Origin of the sequence: Archangium gephyra (assembly GCF_042230915.1) — a bacterium.
Lineage (GTDB): Bacteria > Myxococcota > Myxococcia > Myxococcales > Myxococcaceae > Archangium > Archangium gephyra_B.
Map to the genome: position 1 here is coordinate 9,185,304 of NZ_CP102578.1, position 12,558 is coordinate 9,197,861.

Below are 12,558 nucleotides of genomic sequence, written 5' to 3' on the forward strand. Positions count from 1 at the left end.
CCCCCGCTCAACGCCCCAGGGGCACGGGTGACAGCCGCCCCAACGGGCGGATCTGCAGGTTCATGTCCAGCTCGCCATAGGTGAGCACCGCGACGTCCGGGAAGGCGCCCTCGCACAGCTTGCGCAGGGTCCGCCGGACGTCGGGCGCGGTGAGCAGCACCGTCTGCCCGCCCGTGGCGAGGTGCTTCACCCCCTCCAGGATCTCCGCCACCCGCTCGGGCGAGGGCGCCGGCCCACGTGGCCCGCCGGAGCGCAGCGTCTCCTCGATCTCCGGATCCACCAGGTAGGCGAAGAGCGGCCCGGACGGGGCGAACTTGTGGCTGAGGTAGCGGGACAGCGCCTGGCGGCAGCGCTCGGCCAGGGCCGTGGCATCCCCCTCGGTCGTGGGAGCCACCAGCGCCTCGAGGATGGCGCGCATGTTGCGGATGCTCACCTGCTCCTCCACGAGCTTGCGCAACACCTCGGTGAGCAGCGGCAGCGGGACCTTCTGGAGCGCTTCCTTCACCAGCGTGGGCGCCTGGGCCTCGAGCCCGTCCAACAGCCCCTGCACCTCCTGGATGCCGAGGAACCCCGCCGTGCGGGCGCGGATGATGCTCCGCAGGTGCTCGGCGATGAGGTCTCCCGCGCTCCGGAGCGGCACCTGCGCCATCTCCAGGCGGGCACGCGCCTCCGCCAACACGCGGCTGATGGGCTTGCCCGTGGAGGGCTCCATCGTGGGCTCCGCCTTCAGCTCCAGGAAGGCCAGCTCCTCCGGCTGCGCCAGCGCATAGAGCGCCCCGGGCACCACCTGCCCCATCGCCGCGGGCACCTCGTCGATCAGGATGCGGTAGGTCCCCGCCGGCAGATAGGCGGCCTCGGTCCGCACCCGGATGCCCGGCACGCGCACGCCCAACTCGTAGAAGAGCTCGTCCCTTATCCGGTTGAGCACCTGGTGCACGAACGCGCCCCCCTGCTCCTGGGCCAGCGGGGTGAGGTCCGGCGCGAGGTCCACCGTCAGCGGGGCCACCCCCACCGGAGCCACCGTGCTCTCGGGAGGCGCTCCCGGCCCGCCCTGCGCCGCCTCCCCTGCTTCGGCTCTGCCCTCGGCCTGCGCCGTGGCGGCGTCCTCCTCCGCCGCGGCAGCCTTCATCCCCGCGAGGGAATGCGCGAGTCCTCCCAGGGCTGCTCCCAGCCCGAGAAACGTCAGGTGCGGCATCCCCGGCATCGCGGCGAGGGCCACGCAGAGCCCGGCCACCACCCAGAGCGCCTTGGCCTCGCCGAAGAGCTGCGCGCCAATCTCCGCACCGAGCGAGTCGTCCTCCTTCTCCGAGGCCACGCGCGTGACGACGAGGCCCGCCGCCACCGCGATGCACAGCGAGGGAATCTGCGACACCAGCCCGTCACCGATGGCGATGAGGGCATAGGTAGAGGCCGCGTCCGCCATGCTCATCCCGTTCTGCAGGATGCCGATGCAGATGCCGCCCAGGAGGTTCACCGCGACGATGACCAGGCCGGCGATGACGTCTCCCTTCACGAACTTCATCGCGCCATCCATCGCGCCGAACATCTGTGACTCGCGCTCCAGGTTCCGGCGCCGGCGGCGGGCCTGCGCCTGATCGATGGCTCCCGCGCGCAGGTCCGCGTCGATGGACATCTGCTTGCCCGGCATCGCATCCAGGGTGAAGCGCGCGGAGACCTCGGCCACGCGCTCGGCGCCCTTGGCCACCACGAGGAACTGCACCAGCGTGAGGATGGCGAAGATGACCGCGCCGACGACGTAGTCCCCTCGCACCACGAACTCGCCGAAGGCCTGGATGACCTCTCCCGCATGTCCCTCCGCGAGCGCCAGCCGCGTGGACGACACGTTGAGCGAGAGCCGGAAGAGCGTGGTGAACAGCAGCAGCGTCGGGAAGGACGTCACCTTCAGCGCGTCCCGGGCGTAGAGCGCCGCCACCAGCAGCGCCACCGCCGCCGCCAGGTTGATGGCCAGCCCCAGGTCCAGCAGCCAGGGCGGCAGCGGGATGATCAGCGCACCGAGCACCGCGGCCATCGCCGCCGCGAGCACCACATCCGAGGACTTGCGAGCCCTCATGAGAATCTTCATCAGTCGGTTCATGACGTCTGCCTCCGTGGATGGTCGTCCACGTCCTGCGACTCCTGCGCGACCCGGAGGACCGCCGCGGCGGCCTGGTACAGCTCCTCGGGGATCTCCTCCCCGACGTCGTAGTGGATGAGGCTGCGGGCCAGCGGCACGTCCCGGACCACCGGGATTCCGAGCCGCTCGGCCTCGCGCCTCAGTGCGAGCGCGTCCATCTCTCGCCCCTTGGCGACGAGGTAGGGCGCATCACACTCTTCCGTGGCATAGCGGAGCGCGATCGCGATGTGCGTGGGGTTGACGACCACGACGCTCGCCTTCTGCACTCCACGTGCCGGGCCTCCCGCGGCCAACTGGCGGTGCAGCGCCTTGCGCTGGTTCTTGTGGTGCGGGTCGCCCTCGCTCTCCTTGTGCTCCCGCTTCACCTCCTCGCGCGTCATCATCAAGTCCTTCACGTGCTTGCGGCGCGCGAGCGCGTAGTCCCCCACCCCCAGCACCACGAGGACCCACGCGAGCCGCAGGGTGAGCGGCCCGAGCCGGCCCAGGAGGTGCTCCAGCCCTAGCGGACCCTCCAGCCAGGCCGTGCGAAGCACGTCCGGTCCGGCCTCCACGGCCGCGCTCCAGACGAGCCACACCACCACCGCGGTCACGAGCAGCGCCTTGCCCAGCTCGATGAGCGGTTTCACGCTGAAGAGCTTCTTCAGGCCCTCCGCCGGGTTGATGCGCTCGAGCTTGGGCATCACGTGCTCCGTGTTCAGCTCGAAGCCCACCGTGGCCACGGACACCGCGAGCGATGCCAGCAATGCGCCACCGAGCGCGGGCCCCACCAGGAGCGCCATCAACCCCACCGCTTCCTGCAACGCGCCCGTGGGCTCCTGATGCAGCATCAAGCGGGCCGTCCACTCCTTCAGCCTCGCGAAACCAGCGGGTGCCGACGCCGTGAGGCCGAGCAGCCCCCCGAGTGTCACCACGCTGGAGGACAGCAGACGGCTGCGCGGAATCTGCCCCTTGCGGCGTGCCTCGCGCAGACGCTTCGCCGAGGGTTGTTCCGTCTTCTCGCTCACCGCGCCACCTCGCCCAGCCGGAACAGCGCGCCGTCCACCGAGAGGAAACCCGCGAGCAGCCGCTCACAGAGGATGCCCACCGCGAGCCACAGCAATGCGCCTCCGGCCAGGATGCGCAGCGGCGCCCCCAGGTCCTGGAGGTTCACCTGGGGCGCGGCGCGCGACACCATGCCCAACAGACAGTCCACCGCCATCACCGCCGCGGCGATGGGCGCTCCCACCGCGAGCCCCGTGGCCATCGCGCCCCCAGCGAGCCCCACCACATGCATCACCGCCGCTTCGGTGGGCACGTACGCGCCGAGCCTCACCCACCCGAAGCCACGCACCAGTCCCGAGAGCACGACGGGCATCAGTCCTCCCGTCACCACCAGTCCGACGAGGAGTTGGTAGAGCGCATCCCCCGTGGCGGACTCGCGCGTCCCGGCCACGGGCAGGCTCGCCTCCGCCGAGGTGCCCCGGAACAGGTCGATGAAGCGCCCGCCCATCCGCGCCGCGTCGAAGGGCAGCGCCGCCACCAGCCCCACGGACGTGCCGTAGGTGAGCTCCTTCATCGCCAGGGCGGCCAGCTGCATCGGCGTCTCCACCGGCTCCGGCAGGGACACTCCCGCCACATGGTGCAGGAAGAGCGCGAGGCTCAGCACCAGGGCGAGCTTCACCGTCGTCGGAGCCGCCTGTCCCCCCAGAAGAGGACAGAGGAAAGCCACCGGCAGCAGCCGCGCGGAGCACAAGGCCACCGCCACCATGCTCGGTCCCAATATCGTCAGCTGTGCGCGAAGCAACTCGAGGTTCACCCGCCTACCTCCGCGATGACCCTCAGCACGTGATGCGCGAAGAGCGTGAGCTGACCGGCGATCCACGGCCCGGCCACCACCAGCGCCAGCACCGCCGCGCACAGCTTGGGCACCACCGTGAGGGTGCTCTCCTGGAGTTGCGTGGTGGCCTGGAAGAGGCTCATCAGGAAACCCACCACCAGACTGGCTCCAACGGGCGGCAGGGAGGCGAGCACCATCAGCAGCAGCGCCTCGCGGCCCAGTGCGAGCAGGACGTCCTGGGTCATGGCATCACCGGTAACCGAGGATGAGGCCTCGCGCGAGCAGCGCCCAGCCATCCACGGCCACGAAGAGAAGGATCTTGAAGGGCAGGCTCACCTGGCTCGGCGACAATGACTGCATCCCGAGCGCGAGCAAGATGTTGGCGATGACCATGTCCAGCACCAGGAACGGGAGGAAGACGAGGAAGCCAATCTGGAAGGCCTCCGTCAGCTCGGTGATGACGAAGGCCGGAATGACCACGAAGAGATCGTCCTCGTGGACCTGGCCCGCCTCCTCTGGCGGCCGCAGCTCGCGCGCCAGGTCCACGAAACGGGCCCGCTCCTCCGGGCTGCCATGCTTCACCAGGAAGGCGCGCAGCGGCTCGGTCACCCTCCCCGCCGCGCTGATGATCTGCGCACCCGAGCCGACGTCCTGGTAGACGGCCTGCCCCACGTCGTACATGCGCTCCATCACCGGCGCCATGATGTGCCCCGTCAGCACCGCGGCCAGCCCCGTGAGCACGATGGTGGGCGGCGCCTGCTGCGTTCCCATCGCCGAGCGCGCCAGCGACAGCACCACGGCGATCTTCGAGAAGCTCGTCAGCATCAGCACCGCGAAAGGCAGCAGCGACATCCCTGCCAGCATCCCCATCATCGACAGCGGGCTGCCGGCGAAGGACATCTGCGAGAGCGGCGCCTCCGCAGCCGAGGCCGACCCGGGAACGAGCACGCCCAGCACGAGCAACGCGCGGCTCATGACAGGGTCTCCTTCTCGTAGGTGCGGGCCACCGCGCGCCGCTTCGACCGGGTCTTCACTCGCACCGGTGTGTGCGCCCGGCGGATCTCCGCGAAGGAGTCTCCGAAAGCCACGAGGTACTGGCTTCCCTCCACCTCCACCAGTGCCAGTCCACAGCGTTGCGACAGGCCCGTCCTCGACACCACCCGCATGCGCTCGGTGAGCGCGAACCGGACGTCGGACCGGCGACGCCGCACGAGCCACCATCCCAGGCCCGCCAGGGCCGCGGCTCCCAACAGCCCACGGGCCAACACGGCCGCTGACACGCCTCCCAGCGGGGCCAGCGCGGACAGCCCGAGCACGAGCCCCAGTGCCAGGAGCAGCTTGTTGCGCGGAGACATTGCGTCGAACACGGTCTTCATGGGCGCGCTCATGGCAGCAGGGTGAGGATCCGGGCCCCCACCTCGCCCTCGATGTCCACCAGCTCCGCCCGGGCCACCGCCCGGTCGCCCACGCGCAGCAGCACCGGCTCGCTCGCGTTGATGTGCAGCGGCAGCAGCGCCCCCGGCTTCAACACCGCCAGCTCCGAGACGGGCAGCAGCAGCCGCGTCAGCTCGATCTCCACTTCCACCGGCAGCGGGGGCATTCCCTCGCTCCGCTCGATTACGGTCGCCATGTCCGACTCCTGGAAAAGTCCGCGCCTGCGCGCGTGGTTCAACGAGAAACCCTCGGGGGTGAAGTCACCCGTCAGCTCGAAGCCGCGCAGGACGAGACGCCCGGACCCCGACAGCTCCGTGCCCTCCTGGCGCAGCCCCTCGAAGAGAACGACGTCCCCCGGCCCGAGCGACTCCAACGCCTTGCCCGGCAGGGACGTGCTGCCCACGAAGCAGCGGGCCTCCAACCGCGCCGCCAGCACCTCGGGCGCGAGCTCCGCGTCATGCTCCGCTGGCAGCTCCTTCAGCACGCCTTCGAGCACCACCGCGGGCAGCACCAGCCGTCCACCCGCCGTCGTCTGCCCCACCGTCACCGTCAGCTCCACACCCAGATGGCGCTGCCGGGCATCGAGCCGCGCCAGGGCCTCCGTGCGATTCATCGTCACCGCCACGAGGCGCGGGCCGAACCACCGGTGCAGCTCCCCCTGGCCGCGCAGCGCGTACAGCGCCGACATGCCCAGGAAGGCGAAGGACGCCTCCTCCAGGCGCGTCAGCTCCGTGATGGGGCCCGGCTTCGTCCCCGCCCCCGCCATGCGCTCCAGCGCGGCGAAGAGCACCGGCGGCTCCAGCTCCAGCACCGCCGTTCCTCCTGTCGCCGACAGGTCCACCAGGGCGAAGGCCGCCGTGTGCGCCAGCCCCGCCGCCGGCATCACCACCGCCTCCAGCAATCGCGCCTCCGCTCGCACGGGGCACCCCAGCTCCCGGCCGAGCGCGTCGCACACGCCCTGGAGCGCCTGCCGCGCGAGCCGCACCACCTGGGGCCGCTCGTTCAGTGTCACGTGGGCCCGCGCCAGCCGGCGCGTGCCGAGCCGGCGCAGCGTCATGGGCTTCAACGTCGTGGGCTGACTGCTCTCTCCAAGAGGACTCTGCATGGTTCGCTCCGTGCCGCGGACGCACCGCTCCTGTTCACGGCCGATGCCAACGGCCGTGCTCGCGAAAACGAGGGGTTGGATGTCAGGGTCCGTCCCGGCTCGGGACGGGGAGTCTCAGCGCGTGGCTTCGCGGAGGAGCCGCTCGGCCAGCGCGCACACCGCCGGGGTGGCCGCCGCGCCGGACGGTTCCACCTGCCGCTCCGGGAAGAGGCTGCGGTGATAGGGCGGCAGCCTCCGGAAGAGCTCCCGCCGCAGCACCTCCGGGGCCTCCTCCATCACCGCCCGCAGCCGCGCCGCCGCATCCGTCCGTACTCCGAATTCCACCGCCACCCGCGCCTGCCGCCTCGCCGAGGAGAGCGCGGAGAAGCCGGCCAGGTGGTTCTTCGCCTCCCGCACCTCTGGCTCCCTCAAGCCCTCGAGCAGTGCCCCCGCCCGCTCCCGCCCGAAGACGAGCGCCACCAGGGCAATCCGATCCAGGGGCAACGCCACCGGAGGCGGGCACTTCACCGGCTCCGGGTGCGCCAACTTCTTCGCGGGCTCCGGCGGCGGATTCCGGGGAGCCCGGACCGCCACCGTCTGCTCCGGCCCTGGCGTCTTCGCGCCAGGACGTTCGATGCGCGTCGCTTCCATGTCTCACCCTCCCAGGAAGCTCACGCCACCTTGCGTGCGGCCCCGGGTGTCACTACCGGACGCGTGGGGGCCGGCGGAGCTGCGGGCTTCGCTTCCGCCCTCGCCCGGTAGTGCCGCAGACGCAGCGTCATGAGGATCAACCCCACCGACAGCCCCGTGACCACCAGGGACAGCACCGCCAGCAGCACCCGCAGCCGCGTCAGCGGAGACGCCCCCGGCGGGGGAGCCACCACCCGCGTGGATACCTCGTCCACCATGAGAGACACCGACTCGGAGGAGAGCCCCTCCACGCCTCCCGCGAGGAGCGAGCGCAGCAGCTCCCGCGAGCCCTTGATCGTCTCCGCGTAGCCGGGCGCCACGCGCAGCATCGCCGAGGCCTTCGACGGCACTGGCGGCTGTCCCGGCCTCGGCGGCGGCGGCACCACCAGGTGCACGCGCGCGAGGATGACCCCCTCCACTGTCTGGAGCGTCTTCTCCAGCCCCTGCTCCATCACCCTCACCCGGCAGAGCTGCTCCTCCACCGGCGTCCGCACCAGCCCGCCTCCACCGAAGACGTCACAACCCTCGTCCGCCTTGGGCCTCGGCAGCCCCAGCTCCGCGAGGATGCGCACCGCGTCCGAGGACTGCTCCTCCGTCACCTCGATGGCCCACGTGGGCTTCTTGCCCGCCTCGGGCACCTTGCGCGCATCGAGCCCCCGCTCGACGAGCACCGTCTGCAACTCGTTGGCCTGGCGCTCGTCCAGGCCGTGCTGGATGCGCTCCCTGCACCCCGTGGCACACAGGAGCAGCAGGAAGAGACAGCGTCGGAAGTCCATGGGAGTCCTCACACCTGGGTCTGCAGCACCTGCTTGACGCCACCGGTCGCCTTCTCGACGACCTTCCCGGCGAGATCGAGCTCCTGGCTCGCCCGGTACACGTGGGCCTGGACGGCCAGCAGCTCCGCAGGAGAGAACGACCTCCCGGACTCGGCCAGCGCCAGGAGGTTGTCCAACCGCTTCTGCGCCTCGGTCACCCGGTCCAGCACCTGCACCGCCTGCTGGGACCTCGCCGCCTGCACCGAGTCCAACCGCCCACCCGCCTGCACCTCCGACGTGCCTCCCGTGGCCTTCCCCACCCCCTCCGCCTTGCACGTCCCGCGCGCTGCCTCCGTCTTGTCCGTGGAGGCCAGCTGTGGCGTACCCTCGGTGGCGACCCGGGGCCCCGGCTGCTTCGCCGGGCCCTTCACCCCCTCCAGCACCTCGCCGAACCGCGCCTTCCCCGAGGGCTCCAGCGCGGGCGTCGCTCCCGCCCCGCCAATCGCCCCCACCTTGTCGATGGCCATGGCTCGCCCCTACCGGATGTTGTTGATGGCGGCCTTCGCCGAGTCGTGGCGCACCTTCATGATGTTGGAGATGGCGTTGTGCGCCCGGCTCTCCGCCTGCATCTCGTTCTGCAGGTTCATGTAGGCCAGGTTCATCTTCATCCCCTCGGCCTGCATCTCCCGCTGCGCCGCGAGCAGGTCCCACGGCTCTCCCCCTCCCGCGGTGCCGCCCACTCCTCCCGCGCCCCCCGCCCCGGGCAGCGCCGATGCTCCCCCGACGGACGACGCCGTCGACGACACCACCGAGCTGACGCTCGCCACCGCCGCGCTCACCATCGGCGCCCCCGGCATCATCGACGCCGCGATTCCCGCCCCCGCCTTCACCACCTCCTGCGCCGTCCGCGCGAACACCGTGCCGAAGTCGTTCCGCGGCGTCTGCCTCGCCACGGTGGGGGTGATGGACAGCGAGCCAATCCGATTGCCGTTCTCCACGTGAAACCTCCTGCGCTTGGGATGCGCAGGGGCTTCTTCAGCCGGCGTGCCAACGGGCGGGCGGCGTCTTCCCGGGCACATGGCAGCGCCCCCACCCGCCCAACCCTCCACATCGTGGAGCTCGCATCCGCGCGCGTGGACGGTCAGCGGGCGCCCGCGGGACCCGGACGAAAAGTTGCGACCCCCCAGGGCTGCTCCACACTGTAGCTCCCTGTCGCACCCCGAGGAGTTTCCCCATGACGCCGTCCAACACTCCGCTCCGCCCCCAGGAGCGCTACCACCCGCGCGTGGACGCCAACTGGATGGTGAAGGTGCACCTGGGCGAGCGCACCGTGCTCGTCAAGGCGCGCGACCTGTCCATGGCGGGCCTGTTCCTCCACGGCCACCCTCCCGACACCACCCAGCAGCTGTCCCTCACGCTGCCGCTGCCCGGCATCGGGGACATCACCGCCACGTGCAATGTCGTCCGCCGCGCCGCGCATGGCGTGGCGCTCGAGTTCGCAGACCTGGATTGGGATCACTTCCTGCTGCTGGCGCGCTACCTCCACCCGCGCCTGCCCTGAGCCGGGCCCGGCCTCAGGCCACCCGGCGCAGCCTGTCCACCAGCGCCATCAGCTCCGCGCCCTTGAAGGGCTTCTGGATGTAGCCATCCGCTCCCGCCATGGTGGCGCTCTCCATGTCCGACTTCTTGGACTTGGCCGTGAGCATGTAGACGGGCACCTTCGACGTCGACGGGTCGCTCTTGAGCATCCGGCACACCGAGATGCCGTCCAGCTGCGGCAGCACCACGTCCATCAGCACGAGCTGGAAGGGGCGGCTCTTGGCCAGCTTCAACCCCTCGATGCCATTGGCGGCGCACACGACCTCCACGGCCCCGTCGCTCAACATGGAACGCACGAGCTCCCGGATGACGGGCTCGTCCTCGACCAGGAGGATGTGGAAGGGATTCTGCAGGTTGGCAGCCATGGGACTCACTCGTATGCGAGCGCCTCCACCACGTTCAGGGTGGCGGCACGACGCGCAGGATACAGCCCGGCCATGATGGCGCACAGGGTGGATGCAACCCCCATGACAACGGCCAGCCGGGCAGGAAAAATATAGGGAAAGCTCCACCCCGTGGCCTGACCGCCTACCACGTCGGTGATGAGGACCCCCATCCAGAGCCCCGCCAGCGCTCCGATGAGCCCTCCTGACAGGCCGATGAAGGCCGCCTCCCCGACGAACAGCCGGACGATGTGGGAGCGGGCCGCCCCCACCGCCCTCAACAGGCCAATCTCCCGGGTCCGGTCCAACACCGCCGCCAGCAGCGTGTTGACCACCCCCAGCAGCGCCAGCAGCACCGCAACCACCTCCATCGCGTAGGAGACGGAGAAGGCCTCGTCGATGAGCGCGGTGGCCTCCTGGCGCAGGTCCGCGTTGCTCAGCACGTAGAGCTGGTGCTGCTCGCCCCACCGCTCGGTGATGGTGCGGCGCAGCTCGTCCAGGCGCGAGCGGTCCGCCAGGTACAGCTCGAAGGTGTCCACCCGGTCGTCCTGGAAGTGCGCCTGGTACACCTCGCGCGCCAGGAAGACGACGCCCTGGTCCGAGGTGTAGTCCACCGCCACCCCGGCCACCGTGTAGGTGCGCGCCCCCGTGGGCGTGGACATCTCGAAGGTGTCCTCCACGTGCAGCTCCCGGCGGCGCGAGAGGTTCTCCGAGATGAGGACCCGCCCGGCCAGCCGCTCCTCTCGCGTGGGCAGGCGGCCCTCCAGCAGCTGGGGCTTGCCGTAACGCTCGTAGATTTCGGGGATGAGGGAGATGACGTAGGCGCGCAGGCCGAGCACGTCGTGGGGCAGCACGCGGACCCGGTCCACCTGGGACACGCCCGGCAGCGCCGCCAGCTCCTCCGCCAGCTCCGGCGCCATGGGCTGGTTGCGGCTGCCCGCGATGCGCGCCGCCGAGGTGAGGAAGAGGTCCGCCGGCACCGACTGGTCCAGCCACCGGTGTGCCGCCGAGCGGAAGGAGCCCACGAAGCCGGCGATGCACACCGACATGGCCACGCCAATGGCCAGCGCGGACACGGGCACGGCCGTGCGCGCGGGGGCTCGGGCGAAGTTGTCCGCCGCCAGCCGGCCACTCACCCCCAGCAGCGCCTCGCCCGGGCGGTGGTAGACGTGCCACAGCAGGCGCAGCACCCCCGGGGCGAGCAGCGTGGTGCCCGCCAGCACGAGGAAGATGGAGATGTAGCCGCCCACCGGCAGGTTCTCCACCGGGGCGGGCAGCCACGTGGCCGGATACACGAGCAGCAGGCACCCCACGCCGAGCAGCGTGGACAGGCGCGAGCTGCCCACTCCCGCGCCCTGGGCCGCGTCCCGGCGCAGCGCCTCCACCGGGAGCACGCTCGAGGCCTGCAGCGCCGGCTTCAGGGCCGCGAGGCCACTGCCCAGCACGCCGAGCGCCACGCCCAGCCCCAGCTCCACCGGGCCCACCGTCACGTCCCGCGCGTTCACCTGGATGTAGAGGCTGGAGATGGCTCCGGACACCCAACCGATGGCGAGCCGCCCGAGCAGCACCCCCAGCGGCAGCCCCAGCACCGTCCCCACCCCGCCCAGCACCAGCGCCTCCAGCGTGAAGAGGGCCCGGATGCGCAGGCGCGTGGCCCCCAGCGCCCGCAGCGTCCCAATCTCCCGGCGCCGCTGCACCACGCTGATGGCGATGGTGTTGTAGACGAGGAACACCCCCACCAGCAGCGCCACCCCGGAGCCCAGGTTCAGCCCCATCTGGAAGCTGCGCACCATGGTGGCCACCGAGCCGCCCCGGAGCGACGGGCGCTCCACCTCGAAGCCTCCGCCCAGGGTTGTCCGCAGGCGCTCGCGCACCGCGTCCACGCCCACCAACGGGTCCACCGCCACGTCGATCCGGTCCAGCGTCCGCTCGCGCCCGAAGGCCGCCTGCGCCGACGCCATGTCCATCACGCCCACCGAGCCGCCAAAGGCCTTCACCGGCCCCGACTCGCGGATGAGCGCGTGCACCACGAAGTCCTGGGGCCCGCTCCCAGTGAGGAGCTGGAAGCCGTCCCCCACCTTCAACCCACGCTCGCGCGCGAAGCGCTCCGAGACGAGCATCCGGTCCGTCGAGTTGAGGAACTCCAGGTCATCCGACAGCGCGCCCAGGTCCCGGTCCACGCCCTCGTAGGTGCGGAAGTGGCCGTCATCCAGCAGGTCCACCCCCATCACGTAGAGGCGCTCGCCCGGCGCGCCCTTCACCGGGACGATCACCGTCAGCGCCCCCGAGGCGTGCGCCACCCCGGGCACCGCCCGCACCCGCTCCAGCACGGACTCGTCGAAGCCCACCTGCGTGCCCGCCACCGTGAGTTCCGCCTTCCCCGCGATGGCATCCACCGTCGAGCGGAAGGCGTCCAGCACCGAGCCGTTGATGGACATCACCCCCACCATGGTGGCCACCCCCACGGCCACGCCCAGCACCGTGAGGCCGGTGCGCAGCGGGGCACCCAGGACGTGACGCAGGGAGACGAGCCGGAGCAGCGAGAGCATGTCGCGCCCACCTTATCCCCTCCGCCCTGGCCTGGGGTGCTCGGATGAAGGGCAGGCAGGCACCTCCTCCCCGGCGCTTTGCTTCCTGCCCCTGGAGGCGTGAGGTAGCGTCGG

At 71.1% G+C, this 12,558-nt stretch carries 14 protein-coding genes; 1 reads left to right on the forward strand and 13 read right to left on the reverse strand.

Annotated features, from left to right (window positions below; translation table 11 throughout):
• Positions 1–7: 7 nt before the first annotated feature.
• From sctV to NR798_RS36175, 11 genes are all read right to left on the reverse strand, one after another.
• Positions 8–2,095: a type III secretion system export apparatus subunit SctV gene (sctV, locus tag NR798_RS36125; RefSeq protein WP_375767097.1), complete on the reverse strand. Its 2,088-nt coding sequence runs from the start codon at positions 2,093–2,095 to the stop codon at positions 8–10.
• Positions 2,092–3,138, reverse strand: a complete 1,047-nt coding sequence (locus NR798_RS36130; protein WP_375767098.1) for a flagellar biosynthesis protein FlhB — start codon at positions 3,136–3,138, stop codon at positions 2,092–2,094. The genes sctV and NR798_RS36130 overlap by 4 nt, the downstream gene beginning before the upstream one ends.
• Entirely contained in the window at positions 3,135–3,929 is a 795-nt protein-coding gene (locus tag NR798_RS36135; protein WP_375767099.1) for an EscT/YscT/HrcT family type III secretion system export apparatus protein, read from the reverse strand. The genes NR798_RS36130 and NR798_RS36135 overlap by 4 nt, the downstream gene beginning before the upstream one ends.
• Positions 3,926–4,195: a flagellar biosynthetic protein FliQ gene (locus NR798_RS36140; RefSeq protein ID WP_375767100.1), complete on the reverse strand. Its 270-nt coding sequence runs from the start codon at positions 4,193–4,195 to the stop codon at positions 3,926–3,928. The genes NR798_RS36135 and NR798_RS36140 overlap by 4 nt, the downstream gene beginning before the upstream one ends.
• A gap of 4 nt (positions 4,196–4,199) precedes the next feature.
• Entirely contained in the window at positions 4,200–4,925 is a 726-nt protein-coding gene (gene sctR, locus NR798_RS36145; protein WP_375767101.1) for a type III secretion system export apparatus subunit SctR, read from the reverse strand.
• The gene (locus NR798_RS36150) at positions 4,922–5,326 is read right to left on the reverse strand and encodes a flagellar biosynthetic protein FliO (RefSeq protein WP_375767102.1); all 405 of its coding nucleotides are present in this window, start codon (positions 5,324–5,326) and stop codon (positions 4,922–4,924) included. Before NR798_RS36150 ends, sctR begins: the two co-directional genes overlap by 4 nt.
• A gap of 8 nt (positions 5,327–5,334) precedes the next feature.
• Positions 5,335–6,489 carry a FliM/FliN family flagellar motor switch protein gene (locus NR798_RS36155; protein WP_375767103.1) on the reverse strand — a complete coding sequence of 385 codons (1,155 nt, stop codon included), beginning with the start codon at positions 6,487–6,489 and terminating at the stop codon, positions 5,335–5,337.
• A gap of 114 nt (positions 6,490–6,603) precedes the next feature.
• Entirely contained in the window at positions 6,604–7,119 is a 516-nt protein-coding gene (locus NR798_RS36160) for a hypothetical protein (RefSeq protein ID WP_375767104.1), read from the reverse strand.
• Between the two features lie 20 nt (positions 7,120–7,139).
• Positions 7,140–7,934, reverse strand: coding sequence for a flagellar M-ring protein FliF (locus NR798_RS36165; RefSeq protein ID WP_375767105.1), 795 nt, complete (start codon positions 7,932–7,934; stop codon positions 7,140–7,142).
• Positions 7,935–7,942: 8 nt separating this feature from the next.
• Complete coding sequence (locus NR798_RS36170) at positions 7,943–8,440, reverse strand: ATP-dependent helicase HrpB (protein WP_375767106.1); 498 nt, start codon at positions 8,438–8,440, stop codon at positions 7,943–7,945.
• Between the two features lie 9 nt (positions 8,441–8,449).
• The gene (locus tag NR798_RS36175) at positions 8,450–8,911 is read right to left on the reverse strand and encodes a hypothetical protein (protein WP_375767107.1); all 462 of its coding nucleotides are present in this window, start codon (positions 8,909–8,911) and stop codon (positions 8,450–8,452) included.
• Positions 8,912–9,147: 236 nt separating this feature from the next.
• Between NR798_RS36175 and NR798_RS36180 the strand changes: the two genes are divergently transcribed.
• Positions 9,148–9,474 carry a PilZ domain-containing protein gene (locus NR798_RS36180; protein WP_375767108.1) on the forward strand — a complete coding sequence of 109 codons (327 nt, stop codon included), beginning with the start codon at positions 9,148–9,150 and terminating at the stop codon, positions 9,472–9,474.
• Between the two features lie 13 nt (positions 9,475–9,487).
• Here NR798_RS36180 and NR798_RS36185 read toward each other — a convergent pair whose 3' ends face one another.
• Positions 9,488–9,877 carry a PleD family two-component system response regulator gene (locus NR798_RS36185; protein WP_375767109.1) on the reverse strand — a complete coding sequence of 130 codons (390 nt, stop codon included), beginning with the start codon at positions 9,875–9,877 and terminating at the stop codon, positions 9,488–9,490.
• 5 nt (positions 9,878–9,882) lie between these two features.
• Positions 9,883–12,444, reverse strand: a complete 2,562-nt coding sequence (locus NR798_RS36190; protein WP_375767110.1) for an ABC transporter permease — start codon at positions 12,442–12,444, stop codon at positions 9,883–9,885.
• Positions 12,445–12,558: the final 114 nt, after the last annotated feature.